This window comes from Vibrio sp. BS-M-Sm-2 (assembly GCF_041504345.1).
Taxonomy (GTDB): Bacteria; Pseudomonadota; Gammaproteobacteria; order Enterobacterales; family Vibrionaceae; genus Vibrio; species Vibrio satsumensis.
In genome coordinates this window covers 1,755,126-1,771,166 of the sequence record NZ_CP167894.1, presented here as the reverse complement: position 1 = coordinate 1,771,166, position 16,041 = coordinate 1,755,126, and the positions used below count along the sequence as shown (strand labels likewise).

The following is a 16,041-nucleotide window of genomic DNA, read 5'->3' as shown; positions in this document are numbered from 1 at the left end:
ATCCACTTTTGTCATTTTGCCGGAGATTTGGCTCGCCACTCGCCGGTGATGCTTTTTTAGAGTCCTACGAATTTGGCTGCTCAACACTGTACTGAATCAAAGTTAAGCGGATATGAATCGCTAATAAAGAAAAAAGCCTTGGTTCAGATCACATATTTCTGGGTTTTTGTCTAGAATCTGGTATATTATTGACCGTTTTTTAAATCAAGCTAGCGGTTATTATCCAAACTTTTGAGATAAGTGACGGCTACTTTTATGAGTGAATCGAGAATCCATGTCTACTCCACAGATTGATAAGTTAAGAAATATCGCGATCATCGCGCACGTTGACCACGGTAAAACGACTTTGGTTGATAAACTGCTACAACAGTCAGGCACTCTTGAGTCTCGTGGTGAAGCTGAAGAGCGTGTCATGGATTCGAATGACATCGAAAAAGAGCGTGGCATTACCATTCTTGCTAAGAACACAGCAATCAACTGGAATGATTACCGCATCAACATCGTAGATACTCCGGGACACGCGGACTTCGGTGGTGAAGTTGAGCGTATCATGTCTATGGTTGACTCTGTTCTGCTTATCGTTGACGCAGTTGATGGCCCAATGCCTCAAACTCGTTTCGTAACGCAAAAAGCATTCGCACACGGTCTTAAGCCAATCGTTGTAATCAACAAGATTGACCGCCCAGGCGCTCGTCCTGATTGGGTTATGGATCAAGTATTCGACCTTTTCGACAACCTAGGTGCTACTGATGAGCAACTAGACTTCACAGTTGTTTACGCTTCAGCTCTAAACGGTTGGGCAACAATGACTGAAGGCGAAACTGGCGAGAACATGGAACCATTGTTCCAAGCTGTTGTTGATACAGTAGACGCGCCTGCAGTTGACCTTGACGGCCCACTACAAATGCAAATTTCGCAACTTGATTACAGCTCTTACGTAGGTGTTATCGGTGTTGCTCGTGTTACTCGTGGTTCTGTTAAGCCAAACCAACAAGTAACTATCGTAAATGCAGAAGGCAAAAAACGTAACGGTAAAGTAGGTACAGTTCTTGGTTACCTAGGTCTTGACCGTCACGAAGTTGAGCAAGCTAACGCTGGCGACATCATTGCAATCACTGGTCTTGGTGAGCTGAAAATTTCAGACACTATCTGTGACGTAAATAATGTTGAAGCAATGACTCCGCTTTCTGTTGATGAACCAACAGTAACAATGACGTTCCAAGTAAACACTTCTCCGTTCGCGGGTAAAGAAGGTAAGTTCGTTACTTCACGTAACATCCTTGAGCGTCTAGAAAAAGAACTAGTACACAACGTTGCACTACGTGTTGAAGAAACTGATAACCCAGATCGTTTCCGTGTTTCTGGTCGTGGTGAACTTCACCTATCTATCCTGATCGAAAACATGCGTCGTGAAGGCTTCGAGCTAGCTGTATCTCGTCCAGAAGTTATCATCAAGAAAGACGAAGATGGCAACCTAACTGAACCGTTTGAAACTGTGACTATCGACGTGCTTGAAGAGCACCAAGGTGGCATCATGGAAAACATCGGTCTACGTAAAGGTGAGCTAACTGATATGTCTCCAGATGGCAAAGGCCGTGTTCGCATGGACTTCATGATGCCTTCTCGTGGTCTTATCGGTTTCCAAACTGAGTTCCTAACTCTAACGTCTGGTTCTGGTCTTCTTTACCACTCATTTGATCACTACGGTCCTCACAAAGGCGGCGTAATCGGTCAACGTAACAACGGTGTTCTAATCTCGAACGCGACTGGTAAAGCACTGACTTACGCACTATTCAACCTACAAGAACGTGGTCGTCTATTTGCTGAGCACGCAGATGAAGTATACGAAGGTCAAATCATCGGTATTCATAACCGTTCAAACGACCTAACAGTAAACTGTCTGAAAGGTAAGCAGCTAACGAACGTTCGTGCATCAGGTACTGATGAAGCACAGGTTCTTTCGCCACCTATCCGTCACACTCTAGAGCAAGCTCTTGAGTTCATCGACGAAGACGAACTAGTAGAAGTAACGCCTGTAAGCATTCGTATCCGTAAGAAACTTCTTACTGAAAACGAACGTAAGCGTGCAGCACGTCCAGCTAAGGCTTAATTGCCAGCTGACTAGCTTCTAGCTAATTAAATAAGAAAGCCCTGAGTAGCCAAGCTGCTCAGGGCTTTTGTTTTTTAGTTAGCTAAGATACGAGTAAACGAGATGCGGGATACGAAGAGTGTGTTCGATATCTACTTAGCGAATCGTCCTTCCAGAATTGAGGAGCGAAATATCTGGAATCTAGCTTTTGATTCCTAGGTGACTTTCAGCGAACTGAACTCGCTCAGCGACCGACATAAAGGGCACTTCAACTACCTTATAACCTAGCTCTCGATAGACTTTGACCAGCGAGTGGTGAATCGCTAATGCTTCTTCAAATGGGTAAGGGCGCACTTCATCTTGAACATAGATGGAAGCCTCAGGGCAACAGAACAACACTTGAGGGTGATAGCCTTGGCTCGCTTCTCGGTAGTTCTCAGTAACCTCAAGGCTGGCCTGGGACAAGTAACCGCAGATGTCGGGAATAGCGCGATCGAGAAACGCAATCGGACGTTGATTGGCTTGGTCTTTTTGTTCGCTCATGACGGTTAAACATAGGCGAGCAAAGCCCGGAAGGTTTAACCAAGGTAAGATACCGTTCTCAAGTTGGCTCTGCTGTTCGATTAACTGGCGAGAGGACTCAGCGAAGGTTGGGTAACCCGCATCTCCCAAGGCATTAATTAGTGTGGTCTTTCCGGCGCCAGGGCCGCCAGTAATAATGATTGGGTTCATACGGGCTTATCTTTATTTGTGTCTACGGGCGTTATTTCTGGTTCAGTTGAGCTAGGAACTTATCCGATTCTGCTATTGCAGCATTCATCTGTTTGATCGCGTAGGCGATGTCTTTTTCTAAGCTCATAAATTCACCCTGCAGTGAACCCACAGCACTCGCATTGAGGTTGTGCTTCAAGTAAAGCGTGTTATCGCGAAGGGTATTGAGCACGGGATCCATTTTCTTCTCGGCGCGCTTCATTGCTGACAGCATCGTTTGGTAAGACGATTTGGTTTCACGCAACTTTTGCTCACTCGAGCGGCGCAGTGAATCACTGGTGTAGAGATCTAATTCATTCTGCCACTCTTCAAACAGCGCATCTGACACATCTTCGATCGCAGCAATACGATCACTGACATTTTGCGCGGCTTTCTCACTGTCTTGGTATTTATCGTTGATCTGGTTGTACATGTCTTCAAGGTCGCCACCACTGAAGTTAGTCAGGCTGCTGAGTGCTTCAAGTGCGCTGGTAAACTCTTCCTGAGCATCCTGCTGCGACTCTTTAGCGTCTTCTACTCTATCGACCATGATGTCACGTTTGTGGTAGCCCACCTGTTCCATTGCAGAGTAATAAGCGGATTGGCATCCAGTAAGAGTAAAAATAGAGAGGACTATAACTATTAAATAAGGCATCCTAGTTTCCTATAGTTAAGTAACGGAATATTAATTAGGACTATGAACGAGTTACAAGGGAGTTACAAGTTGAAGATAAAAAAGGTCGGCACACTCAGTATTCAGTTTTCTCGCTATCTTTTAGCGCGAATGACGCACGATAGAGTGAATGTGAATGCGGGCTACTTGGCGTACATTACTTTGCTCTCGATCGTTCCTATGCTGACGGTATTGCTCTCTATCTTGTCGTCATTCTCCATCTTTGCTGATGTTGGTATCGTGATTCAAAACTTCGTTATTACCAACTTTGTTCCGGCATCTGGGGATGCAGTACACGGCGCATTGTTGGAGTTCGTTGCCAATACCGGCAAGATGACGGCGGTAGGTAGTGTGTTCTTATTCATTGCAGCGCTGATGCTGATTTCGAATATTGATAAGAACTTAAACTACATCTGGCGAGTAACGGAAAAGCGTCGTGCGGTGCTGTCTTTCTCTATGTACTGGATGGTGCTCACGCTTGGACCAATTCTAGTGGGAGCGAGTATTGCTGCAACGTCTTACGTGACCTCATTGAGCTTGCTGCAAAATGAGGTGGTGTCTGGTGCTTTTAATACCGTAATTCGCAAACTTCCTTTGATTCTCTCTTTCTTTGCGTTTTTCGGTCTGTATCTGCTGGTTCCCAACAAAAAGATACACTTTTCTCATGCAGCTGCAGGTTCTCTAGTGGCGGCTCTGCTGTTTGAATTAAGCAAGAAAGGCTTCGCGGCCTACATTACTCAATTCCCTTCTTACCAGTTGATTTATGGTGCATTGGCGGCAATTCCAATTCTATTTGTCTGGGTTTATTTGTGCTGGTTGATCGTGCTGGTTGGTGCTGAGGTGACGGCCGCATTGGGTGAGCAGGAACAGTGGAGTGACCCGAAAGAAATGGTACACTCGTCGGATAAAGACAAAATCACAGAGCAAGGAAACAACAGTGATAGCACTGATCCAGAGAGTAAGTGAAGCTGCCGTCCGTGTTGATGGCGAAGTAGTTGGTGAGATTGAGCAAGGCTTATTGGTTCTGTTAGGCGTAGAAAAAGGTGATGATGAAGCCAAAGCCAAACGTTTGATGGAACGAGTAACCACTTATCGTGTCTTTGGAGATGAAGACGATAAAATGAACCTCAACGTGAAGCAGGTAGAAGGTAAGGTATTAGTGGTGTCTCAATTCACTCTGCCAGCCGATACCAAAAAAGGGACTCGAGCAGGGTTTTCTCGTGGTGCTCACCCAGAAGATGCTGAGCGTCTCTACAACTATTTCTCAGACCAATGTGAATCAGTGTTGCCAACGGAACGTGGCCGATTCGCAGCCGACATGAAAGTGTCTTTGGTTAATGATGGCCCAGTGACATTCTGGCTGCAGGTTTAGGCTTAAAGGAATAAGCATGTTTAAACTCATAACACCGACCACCGAAAATCAGCTAAACAAGTATTACCATTTTCGTTGGCAGATGCTCCGTGAACCTTGGCGAATGCCGGTAGGTTCAGAGCGCGATGAATACGACCCAATGAGTCACCATCGCATGATTGTTGATGGTCGTGGTCGCCCGATGGCGATTGGTCGCTTGTATATCACCCCAGATTTAGAAGGTCAGATCCGCTACATGGCGGTGAAGAACTCTCGCCGAAGCAAAGGTATGGGCTCATTGATTCTAGTCGCACTTGAGTCATTGGCTCGCCAAGAGGGCGCTAAGCGCTTGGTGTGTAATGCACGTGAAGATGCGATCTCATTCTATGAGAAGAATGAATTTGAACGTCGCGGTGAGATTAATGACCAACGTGGCCCTGTACGTCACCAACAGATGGTTAAGCACCTTGACCCAATGGCAGATGTTCTGCGTAAGCCTGAGTGGTGTAATGAGCTGCAGCAGCGCTGGGAACATCAGATCCCGATCAGTGACAAGATGGGCATCAAGATTAACCAATACACGGGTTACCAGTTTGAGTGTAGTGCTCAGCTGAATCCTAACTTGAACCCGCATAACACCATGTTTGCAGGCTCCGCCTTTACCTTAGCGACCTTAACGGGTTGGGGTATGACTTGGTTACTGATGAAAGAGCGTGGCCTGACAGGTGATATCGTGCTGGCAGACAGTAATATTCGTTATCGTCACCCGGTTGAGCAAAACCCAGTGGCCTCTACCTCATTGGATGGGATCAGCGGTGATTTAGACCGCCTCGCGTCGGGCAGAAAGGCACGTATCATCATTCATGTGACTATTAACAGTGGTGATGTGGAAGCGGTAGAGTTTACCGGAACCTACATGTTGATCCCCGACTATAAAAAGATACTCTCGACAGATTCAAATGGGAGCGAATAGCTAACACCGGTAATACTGTAAAGATTGACTGAAAGCGCTACTCCTGAGGAGTGGCGCTTTTTTGTTGGCAGTCGTTAATCTCAGAATACTCAGCTTGGGTGAGCTTGCCTGAGATTTGATGGCATGTGTCCGATAGGGTAATCGATAGGGTGTGTTGCTCGGCTTTAAGTAAGTCGAGCTCTCCAGACACCTCACCATTGAGCGTTTGAATCCTTTTTTCGCCTTGCTCTGCTGCCGATGCACCAATAATGTGCATCGGTTCGAGAGTGAAGCGTCCACGGTCAAAATTCGCATTGAGCTCTGGGATTTCAAACACGTTATCAGTCGATGTTTCAGAAAGCTTGTCGTTAAAGGTCATCACACCTTGGCGAACGCTGCCTTTGAGTTGTCCTGTGGTTGAATAGCCGAGCATCAGTGAATCGCCGTATAACCCAGCGGCTTGAAGTTCGAACTCGCCATAACCTGTTGCATCGAGCGGTAATTCAAGTTGTTGCAGCATGGGTGCTATCGGTAACCCATCGGCAGAGATATCTAAGCTCCATGGCTTGCTGATTTGGTTAAAATCGAGTGTTGCATTGGCTTCAATATAGCCATTCCTAAGTGGCGCAAACAGACGTGTCAGCGTCCATTTCCCTTGTTCGCTATTCATCTCAACCACCGGCTGTGCGCTAACAATGTTTTGGTAACTGGCATCGTTTGCGCTCGCCATCAATTTGCCTTGCCATAAGCCCAGTTTTCTATCTTGCAGAAATTGAACCTTATGCCCTTCGACATGTAACCCTGAGGCCTGCCAGTAAGGCTTTTGTGCGAGTTGGATGAGTTGACTGCGTTCTATGTTAAGTCGGCTAATCTCGACGCTCTGGACCTGTGTGAGCCAAGGTAATAGGCGAGCGGCGGCTAGAGGGTTATCTTGGTTTTCAGTGACCCATTTTATGCCTTGCAGGTCGAGCTGCTCTAATTCAATGCTGCTAGGGGTGACTTCGCCATTGAGTTGTACAGTGCCCTGCAGGAATTGAGTATAGAAATCTTCGATTAGAATCTGGTTTGGCTCTAGGCTTAGCTTGATATTTGGCTCGATGAACATGTCATCATCAATGGTCACTCCTTCTGCTTGCAGAGAGAAAATGGCTTTCTGCTGCTTCCATAGTTCAAAGGGCAGTTGGATATTTTCTAAAGAGGCATCAAAGGCTGCGAGGTGACCATCTTTCCACTCTACGTCGCTACGCAGAATATCTAAGCTGTTGATGTGGTTGATCTGAATACCTGCCACATTCCACTCTTTATTCAGTAGACTTTGAGCTTGTTTTTCGTTTAATCGCAAACTATCTATTGTCACATTCACCAACGACCAATCATGTTGATATTGTTCAGCTTGTCCGGAGATTTTGGCGCCACGCCAATCAAATGAAGCACCATAAAGGGTGCTGTCACTCGGCTTGAGATCTAGGTCAATCAACAGATTATCGAATGCTTCACCTTGCCAATACAGTTGTGAGGCAGAGAGTTGGGTTTTTCCATAAGGTAGCAGTGAGTTGTCGTCTTCCCATTTTGGTGCGGAGATCTGAAGGTCGATGCCTCGCGCATTAAAGTCTGGGGTCGAGAAATCTAGATTATTGATCGCCAGCTGACGCAGCTTGAGGTTTGGTTGGGTAAACACTGATGTGAGTGTTGTTAGATCGTCGGCTTCTAACTGTAGTCCGCTGATCAACACAGAGTCTAAAACCAGTTTGGCTTCAAGGAGAGAGTCTGGGCTGAACCAAAGATCGATCTTGTCGATATATAGAGGTGTCTGTTTTTCGGGTTGGCTTTGGGTTATGCCCATTAAGGTGATGTGATAAGGCGCCTGATAACCCACATCTTCAATGAACACAGGTTGTTCAATCGTATGTTTGATAAAAAAGTTAGCAACATCCGCACGGTATTGGGTCTGCAGGCTTAATAGCAACGCTGCGATAGTTGCAACGGCGATAGCCAACACAATGCCGAACACCATCAATACCTTTTTCATTCCTTGAAAGCCTTAAATTTCAATAGTCTCAAAATAGAGTGGAACAAAAAGAGTCAGGCAGCAACAAAAAAGCCCCTCAAAAGAGGGGCTTGCTACAAAAATATCATTTTAAATTGGGCGTTTGCTTTTGGCTAAGCCCGAGCAGATGATTGGATTAGTCCAGTTGTGGGCCTGCCGCAACCAGTGACTTACCTTCAGCGTTGTCCGTGTACTTATCAAAGTTGTTGATGAAGCGCTCTGCTAGATCTTTCGCTTTGCTTTCCCATTGTAGAGGGTCAGTGTACGTATCGCGTGGGTCAAGGATCGCTGGGTCAACATCGTGCAGTGCTAGAGGCACTTCTAGGTTAAACATAGGGATAACCTTAGTCTCAGCCTTATCGATTGAGCCATCTAGGATAGCGTCGATGATGCCGCGAGTATCTTGGATAGAGATACGTTTACCAGTACCGTTCCAACCTGTGTTCACTAGGTAAGCTTCAGCGCCAGCCGCTTCCATACGCTTCACAAGTACTTCAGCGTACTGAGTTGGGTGAAGGGTTAGGAATGCCGCACCAAATGCCGCAGAGAAGGTTGGTGTTGGTTCAGTAATACCGCGCTCAGTACCTGCTAGTTTCGCAGTGAAGCCAGATAGGAAGTGGTACTTGGTTTGCTCTGGAGTCAGTTTAGAAACCGGAGGTAGTACACCAAATGCATCAGCAGTCAGGAAGATAACTTTTTGAGCGTGACCTGCTTTTGATACTGGCTTAACGATGTTGTCGATGTGGTGAATCGGGTAAGAAACACGAGTGTTCTCAGTTTTTGAACCGTCATCAAAATCGATAGAGCCATCGCCACGAACCGTTACGTTTTCTAGCAGTGCATCACGACGGATTGCATTGTAGATTTCTGGTTCTGCTTCTTTAGATAGACGGATGGTCTTCGCGTAACAACCACCTTCGAAGTTGAAGATACCGTCGTCGTCCCAACCGTGCTCATCATCACCGATTAGCTGACGTTTAGGATCCGTTGATAGAGTTGTTTTACCTGTACCTGATAGACCGAAGAATACCGCTACGTCGCCTTTCTCGCCGACGTTTGCGCTACAGTGCATTGAAGCGATACCTTGCAGAGGAAGTAGGTAGTTCATCATTGCGAACATACCTTTCTTCATCTCACCGCCGTACCAAGTACCACCGATGATTTGAACACGCTCTGTGAGGTTGAAAGCAACAAAGTTTTCAGAGTTTAGACCTTGCTTTTCCCAGTTAGGGTTCGTTGTTTTAGCACCGTTCATGACCACGAAATCAGGTTCGAACGTCGCTAGCTCTTCGTCAGTTGGACGAATGAACATGTTCTTAACGAAGTGCGCTTGCCACGCTACTTCTGTGATAATACGTACACTTAAGCGCGTATCTGGGTTAGCACCACAATAACCGTCAATGACAAACAGACGCTTGCCAGATAGCTGAGTTGTCACAAGCTCTTTCAGCTCACTCCATACTTCAGTTGTAATCGGTTTGTTATCATTTTTGCCCTGATCTGACCACCACATGGTATCGCGGGTCGTGTCATCTTTAACAATGTACTTATCTTTTGGTGAGCGGCCAGTAAAGATACCAGTGTCAACTGCAACCGAGCCTAGTTCCGTTACTACGCCTTTTTCGTAGCCTTCCAAACCTGGCAGTGTTTCTTCAACGAATAACTGCTCGTAGCTAGGATTACGAAGAACTTCAGTAACGCCAGTCAGTCCGTGCTTAGTTAGATCAATTTGTGCAGCCTTAGTATGTTCCATAACGGTCATAGGTGCTCCTTGTAGGATATTTTGTAGGGATTTTGTATTAATTTTTTATTGTTATCTGCTCACCATGCTAGCAACGAGACTCGGGGGAAACAGGGATACAGCTCAAAAAATATCCATATTAACCATGAGGTTTTAAGTGTCTCGTCACATATTGGCCTAACTAGTCTATCCTGTACGCAAACCTTTGCGCTAGGGGCGAGAACATTATTAATTGATTAAAATTAAGCGGTGATTTTATTACGAGATGTTACGGAGTTTGCGCTATTTTGATCACAAAAAAGGCCAGCTTAGCGCTGACCTTTTTGGGGTAAATTACGTGTTTTTGGTACGCTGTAAATTAATGAACCGTATTGCTGCCTTTATCTGCTGCTTCTGCGTACAGAGCATCAACATCGTTCTTGTCGAACGAGTAGTTTGTGCCACAGTAATCGCAGTGAAGACCAACGCTTCCTTCGGTGCTTAGGATGTCGTAGATCTCTTCTTGAGCAACGGTAATGATAGCAGCGCCACTTCTTTCGCGAGAGCACCCACAGAAGAACTGAACTGGTTGTGGTGTGAACAGTTGTACTTTTTCTTGGTTGTACAGGCGGTAAAGCAATTCGTTCGCTTCTAGAGAAAATAGCTCTTCGTTTTTAACGGTGTCTGTTAGTTGCTCTAGGTGCTCGAAGTCATCTGGCGAACCAGTGCCGTCTGGCATCACTTGTAGCAACATACCTGCAGCGTGTGCTTTACCTTCGTGCTCGCCAGTGCGCAGCCATAGACGAGTCTTAAGTTGTTCCGAGTTAGCGAAGTAGCCTTCAAGTACTTGGGCAAGCGTGTCACCTTCAAGACCAACGATACCTTGGTAACGCTCACCTTTCTTAGGATCGATGGTGATCACTAGGTGACCTTTACCCATTAGGTCGTGTAGACCTGCGTCGTCTGCGATATCGCCTTCAAAGCGAGCAACACCACGGATCTTTTGATCGTGATCGCCATTGATAACTGCTAGAGATACTGGACCGTCACCTTGCAATTGCATAGTGATAGATCCTTCAAACTTTAGGGTCGCAGTTAATAGCGTTGTTGATACCAGTAGCTCACCCAGTAGTTTTTGTACTGGCGCTGGGTATTCCTTGCTAGAAATAATCTGTTGGTACGCTTCATCCATTTGTACCAATTCACCACGTACTGATAGGTCTTCAAATAGGTAGCGATTTAAAACATTACTTGTAGACATTGGGTCTGCCATTTGGCTATTCCTTCTAGCTTATTGATGCTTGAACTTGATGATGTCACGACGTTGCTTCTTATCAGGGCGACGCTCTGGAGCTGGGTTATGAGCATTTAGTTTACGTTGTGTCGCAAACTCTTCTCTTTTTGCCAAGCTCTCGGTGGTTTCTTCATAGAGGGTTTGAGCAATCGGAGCTCCGCCACGATGGGCTGAGATTTTCTCGATCGTAACCGTCTTTTCTTCATTACCTTGGCGCAATGTAATCACAGCCCCAAGTTCGACAATTTTACTTGGCTTGCTGCGCTGACCATTATAGTGGACTTTGCCACCATCGACCATGTTACGAGCAATAGACCGAGTTTTGTAAAAGCGTGCTGCCCACAACCATTTATCGAGTCTGACAGCTTCATTAGAAGTTTTCATATAGGGCTGTGCCTTATTAAGTGAGAAATGAATGCGGTTTAACTGTAGTGAACAGTGCGCAACATGTTTTTGATGATGCTTATCACATTAGATAGAGGTTTTATGTGGAGGCGGTTAGCATTTTTTTCAAGTCATAATACAAAATAGCCATGTAATGCCGATTTATAGATTTGCTATGATATAGTTCAGGATCTTATGCTTAAATAAGCTCGGTATCGAACGAATGAATAAAAAAGCTGAAAGTTTAATAATTTACAGCGTTTGCCGTCATGAAAAGGGGCAAGGAAAGTGAACTTTTTAGAGCTCAAGAATCGCGTAGGAAGTTCTCCTGTGTTGAGCCGCTTGTTAGAGAACGGATTTGTAATCCAGCAGAAACTAAGTCTAGCGACGTGCTGTGTATTGATTGCAGCTTCCGCATGGATTTTAGGACAGCTTGCATGGTTTATTGAGCCTGCTGAGCACACAGTCGTGCCTTGGAAAGCAACAGCTTCATCGTCTTCTACTCCTCAATCGACCCTTGATATCTCTTCTTTGCAGCAGAGCAACATGTTTGGTGCTTATAACCCAACCACGCCCGCTGTAGTTGAACAGCAAGTTATCCAAGATGCACCAAAGACGCGACTGAACTTGGTTTTGGTTGGTGCGGTAGCGAGTTCAAATCCAAAATTAAGCTTAGCGGTGATTGCCAATCGCGGTACACAAGCGACTTATGGGATTAATGAAGAGATTGAAGGCACCCGAGCTAAGCTTAAAGCCGTATTAGTCGACCGCGTAATCATTGATAACTCAGGGCGAGACGAAACCTTGATGCTTGAAGGTATTGAGTACAAGCGTTTAGCTGTCTCAGCGCCTGCAGCACCTCGTAGTTCTTCTTCGGTTCGTGGTAATAACCCGGCTTCTGCAGAAGAGAAGCTTGATGAAATTAAAGCGAAGATAATGAAAGATCCGCAACAAATCTTCCAATATGTTCGATTGTCTCAGGTGAAGCGCGACGATAGCGTTATTGGTTATCGTGTGAGCCCTGGCAAAGATTCAGAACTTTTTAACTCAGTAGGGCTCCAAAACGGAGATATTGCTACTCAGTTAAATGGACAAGACCTGACAGACCCAGCCGCTATGGGCAACATATTTCGTTCTATCTCAGAGCTGACAGAGTTAAATCTCGTCGTCGAGAGAGATGGTCAACAACATGAAGTGTTTATTGAATTTTAAAACTTTGCGTCTAACGAAGGACGAAAGTGTAGGAGAAGTACGTGAAGCATTGGTTTAAGAAAAGTGCATGGTTATTGGCAGGAAGCTTGATCTGCACACCCGCAGCCATCGCGAGTGATTTTAGTGCCAGCTTTAAGGGCACTGATATCCAAGAGTTTATTAATATTGTTGGTCGTAACCTAGAGAAGACGATCATCGTTGATCCCTCGGTGCGCGGAAAAATCGATGTACGCAGCTACGACGTATTGAATGAAGAGCAATATTACAGCTTCTTCTTAAACGTACTAGAGGTGTATGGCTACGCAGTTGTTGAAATGGACTCGGGTGTTCTTAAGATCATCAAAGCTAAAGATTCGAAAACCTCGGCAATCCCTGTTGTTGGTGACCGTGATTCGATCACTGGTGATAGCGTAGTGACACGCGTAGTGACGGTTCGTAATGTCTCGGTTCGTGAACTTTCTCCTCTGCTTCGTCAATTGAACGACAATGCAGGCGCGGGTAACGTTGTGCATTACGACCCAGCCAACATCATCCTTATTACAGGCCGAGCGGCGGTAGTAAACCGTTTAGCTGAAATCATCAAGCGCGTTGACCAAGCGGGTGATAAAGAGATTGAAGTCGTTGAGCTAAAGAATGCTTCCGCGGCAGAAATGGTACGTATCGTTGATGCGTTAAGTAAAACCACAGATGCTAAAAATACACCTGCGTTCCTACAACCTAAATTGGTTGCTGATGAGCGTACCAATGCGATCCTTATTTCAGGTGACCCTAAGGTTCGTAGCCGATTAAGAAAGCTTATCGAGCAGCTTGATGTCGAAATGGCAACCAAGGGCAATAACCAAGTTATCTACCTCAAATACGCAAAAGCAGAAGATCTGGTTGATGTGCTGAAAGGCGTGTCGGACAACCTACAATCAGAGAAGCAGTCATCAACCAAAGGCAGCTCATCGCAACGCAACCAAGTAATGATTTCCGCCCACAGTGATACCAACTCTTTGGTTATTACTGCACAGCCAGACATTATGAATGCGCTGCAAGACGTGATCGCACAACTGGATATTCGTCGTGCTCAAGTATTGATTGAAGCCTTGATTGTTGAAATGGCAGAAGGCGATGGCGTTAACCTTGGTGTGCAATGGGGTAACCTAGAAACGGGTGCAATGATCCAGTACAGCAACACTGGTGCATCGATCGGTGGCGTAATGGTGGGTTTAGAAGAAGCTAAAGATTCTACTACAACCACCGCTGTTTATGACTCTGACGGAAAATTCCTACGAAACGAAACCACCACTGAAGAAGGTGATTATTCAACATTAGCCTCTGCACTTTCAGGTGTTAATGGCGCAGCCATGAGCGTGGTAATGGGTGACTGGACTGCCTTGATCAGTGCGGTAGCAACCGACTCCAATTCAAACATCCTATCTTCTCCAAGTATTACCGTGATGGACAACGGCGAAGCGTCGTTCATCGTTGGTGAAGAAGTTCCGGTTTTAACTGGCTCGACGGCGGGTTCAAGTAACGATAACCCATTCCAAACGGTTGAACGTAAAGAAGTGGGTATCAAGCTTAAAGTGGTGCCACAGATCAACGAAGGTGACTCAGTTCAGCTGAATATTGAACAAGAAGTGTCGAACGTATTGGGCGCGAACGGCGCGGTAGATGTACGTTTTGCTAAACGACAGCTAAATACGTCTGTGATTGTTCAAGATGGCCAAATGTTGGTGCTTGGTGGTTTGATTGATGAACGTGCGTTAGAGAGTGAGTCTAAAGTGCCATTCCTAGGTGATATTCCTGTTCTTGGGCACCTGTTCAAATCAACCAGTACTCAGGTTGAGAAAAAGAATCTAATGGTATTCATTAAGCCAACCATCATCCGTGATGGCATGACAGCAGATGGTATCACTCAGCGTAAATACAACTTCATTCGAGCTGAGCAGCTGTACAAGGCAGAGCAAGGTTTGAAACTGATGGCTGACGATAATATCCCGGTATTGCCTAAATTTGGCGCCGATATGAATCACCCGGCTGAAATCCAAGCCTTCATCGATCAAATGGAAACAGAATAATGGCTGAATTGGTAGGGGCGGCACGTACTTATCAGCGCTTGCCGTTTAGCTTTGCGAATCGCTACAAGATGGTGTTGGAATATCAGCACCCAGAGCGTCCGCCGGTACTCTATTATGTAGAGCCTCTAAAATCGGCGGCGATCATTGAAGTAAGCCGTGTTGTGAAAAATGGTTTCACGCCACAAGCGATCAGCGCCGATGAGTTTGATAAAAAGCTGACCGATGCGTACCAACGTGATTCTTCAGAAGCGCGCCAATTGATGGAAGATATTGGTGCCGACAACGACGACTTCTTCTCGTTAGCAGAAGAACTGCCACAAGATGAAGACTTGCTCGAATCGGAAGACGATGCGCCAATCATCAAGCTAATCAATGCGATGCTGGGAGAGGCGATCAAAGAAGGGGCTTCGGATATTCATATCGAAACCTTCGAGAAGTCACTGTCTATCCGTTTCCGTATTGATGGTGTGTTACGTGATGTGTTAGCGCCGAGCCGTAAACTGGCTCCGTTATTGGTTTCGCGTGTCAAGGTTATGGCTAAACTGGATATTGCGGAAAAACGCGTGCCACAAGATGGCCGCATCTCTCTGCGTATCGGTGGCCGAGCGGTTGATGTTCGTGTTTCAACCATGCCTTCTTCGCACGGTGAGCGTGTAGTAATGCGTCTGTTGGACAAGAACGCGACTCGCCTAGACCTGCACAGTTTAGGCATGACAGCAGAGAACCACGAAAACTTCCGCAAGCTTATTCAGCGCCCACACGGCATTATTTTGGTGACGGGTCCTACAGGTTCTGGTAAATCAACGACCTTGTACGCTGGCCTGCAAGAGCTCAACAGTAATGAGCGAAATATTCTAACCGTTGAAGACCCAATCGAATTTGATATCGATGGCATTGGTCAAACACAGGTGAACCCTAAGGTTGATATGACCTTTGCTCGTGGCTTACGTGCCATTCTTCGTCAAGATCCCGATGTCGTAATGATTGGTGAGATACGTGACTTGGAGACCGCGGAGATCGCTGTTCAAGCCTCTTTGACCGGTCACTTAGTAATGTCGACCCTTCACACCAATACTGCAATCGGTGCGATTACACGTCTACGTGATATGGGCATCGAACCCTTCTTGATCTCTTCTTCGCTGCTGGGTGTTCTGGCTCAGCGCTTGGTTCGTACTCTGTGTAACGACTGTAAAGAACCTTATGAAGCTGATAAAGAGCAGAAAAAGCTGTTTGGACTGAAGAAGAAAGAGAGTTTGACGCTTTACCATGCAAAAGGATGTGAAAGCTGCAGTCACAAAGGCTATCGAGGCCGTACCGGTATTCATGAGCTATTGATGATTGACGATTCGGTGCAAGAGCTGATTCACAGTGAAGCTGGTGAACAGGCAATTGAGAAAGCAATTCGTGGCACAACACCAAGTATTAGAGATGATGGCTTGAGCAAAGTTCTTAAAGGGGTAACGTCCCTAGAAGAAGTGATGCGCGTGACCAAGGAAGTCTAAT

Annotated in this window: 13 protein-coding genes; 7 read left to right on the top strand and 6 right to left on the bottom strand. The window is 45.9% G+C overall.

The genetic code is table 11. From position 1 onward, the window contains the following. Positions 1–274 precede the first annotated feature (274 nt). Positions 275–2,110 carry a translational GTPase TypA gene (typA, locus tag AB8613_RS07970; protein ID WP_017059220.1) on the top strand — a complete coding sequence of 612 codons (1,836 nt, stop codon included), beginning with the start codon at positions 275–277 and terminating at the stop codon, positions 2,108–2,110. A 180-nt stretch (positions 2,111–2,290) separates the two neighbouring features. Here the strand turns inward: typA and AB8613_RS07965 are convergent, their stop codons facing one another. Both AB8613_RS07965 and AB8613_RS07960 read right to left on the bottom strand, forming a co-directional pair. After that, positions 2,291–2,821 (bottom strand): AAA family ATPase, encoded by a 531-nt coding sequence (locus tag AB8613_RS07965; RefSeq protein ID WP_372384784.1) that lies wholly within the window; start codon positions 2,819–2,821, stop codon positions 2,291–2,293. 31 nt (positions 2,822–2,852) lie between these two features. Beyond that, on the bottom strand, positions 2,853–3,494 hold the full coding sequence (locus AB8613_RS07960; protein ID WP_048607602.1) for a DUF2959 domain-containing protein: 642 nt from the start codon (positions 3,492–3,494) through the stop codon (positions 2,853–2,855). Positions 3,495–3,536: 42 nt separating this feature from the next. On the opposite strand from AB8613_RS07960, the gene AB8613_RS07955 reads away from it, so the two are divergent. From AB8613_RS07955 to AB8613_RS07945, 3 genes are read left to right on the top strand one after another with little or no spacing between them, the layout of a single operon-like run. Further along, entirely contained in the window at positions 3,537–4,478 is a 942-nt protein-coding gene (locus AB8613_RS07955; protein WP_372384783.1) for a virulence factor BrkB family protein, read from the top strand. After that, complete coding sequence (dtd, locus tag AB8613_RS07950) at positions 4,450–4,884, top strand: D-aminoacyl-tRNA deacylase (RefSeq protein WP_004735590.1); 435 nt, start codon at positions 4,450–4,452, stop codon at positions 4,882–4,884. Before AB8613_RS07955 ends, dtd begins: the two co-directional genes overlap by 29 nt. Before the next feature lie 16 nt (positions 4,885–4,900). Continuing rightward, positions 4,901–5,836, top strand: a complete 936-nt coding sequence (locus AB8613_RS07945) for a bifunctional GNAT family N-acetyltransferase/hotdog fold thioesterase (protein WP_146491970.1) — start codon at positions 4,901–4,903, stop codon at positions 5,834–5,836. A 37-nt stretch (positions 5,837–5,873) separates the two neighbouring features. Here AB8613_RS07945 and AB8613_RS07940 read toward each other — a convergent pair whose 3' ends face one another. The 4 genes from AB8613_RS07940 to hslR all read right to left on the bottom strand — a co-directional run bounded on the left by AB8613_RS07940 (position 5,874) and on the right by hslR (position 11,260). Continuing rightward, entirely contained in the window at positions 5,874–7,844 is a 1,971-nt protein-coding gene (locus AB8613_RS07940; protein WP_372384782.1) for an AsmA family protein, read from the bottom strand. 154 nt (positions 7,845–7,998) lie between these two features. After that, positions 7,999–9,624 carry a phosphoenolpyruvate carboxykinase (ATP) gene (pckA, locus tag AB8613_RS07935; protein ID WP_285953020.1) on the bottom strand — a complete coding sequence of 542 codons (1,626 nt, stop codon included), beginning with the start codon at positions 9,622–9,624 and terminating at the stop codon, positions 7,999–8,001. 337 nt (positions 9,625–9,961) lie between these two features. Beyond that, a complete protein-coding gene (hslO, locus tag AB8613_RS07930) occupies positions 9,962–10,855 on the bottom strand; it encodes an Hsp33 family molecular chaperone HslO (RefSeq protein WP_146491973.1) in 894 nt (297 codons plus the stop codon). A gap of 18 nt (positions 10,856–10,873) precedes the next feature. Then, a complete protein-coding gene (hslR, locus tag AB8613_RS07925) occupies positions 10,874–11,260 on the bottom strand; it encodes a ribosome-associated heat shock protein Hsp15 (protein WP_146491974.1) in 387 nt (128 codons plus the stop codon). A 288-nt stretch (positions 11,261–11,548) separates the two neighbouring features. On the opposite strand from hslR, the gene gspC reads away from it, so the two are divergent. Genes gspC through gspE form a run of 3 tightly spaced genes read left to right on the top strand, consistent with a single transcriptional unit; the run spans position 11,549 to position 16,040 of the window. Continuing rightward, entirely contained in the window at positions 11,549–12,472 is a 924-nt protein-coding gene (gene gspC / locus AB8613_RS07920) for a type II secretion system protein GspC (RefSeq protein ID WP_146491975.1), read from the top strand. A gap of 41 nt (positions 12,473–12,513) precedes the next feature. Beyond that, positions 12,514–14,538, top strand: a complete 2,025-nt coding sequence (gene gspD / locus AB8613_RS07915) for a type II secretion system secretin GspD (RefSeq protein ID WP_210447244.1) — start codon at positions 12,514–12,516, stop codon at positions 14,536–14,538. After that, positions 14,538–16,040 (top strand): type II secretion system ATPase GspE, encoded by a 1,503-nt coding sequence (gene gspE, locus AB8613_RS07910; RefSeq protein WP_019826480.1) that lies wholly within the window; start codon positions 14,538–14,540, stop codon positions 16,038–16,040. Before gspD ends, gspE begins: the two co-directional genes overlap by 1 nt. The last annotated feature ends 1 nt before the right edge of the window (position 16,041 follow it).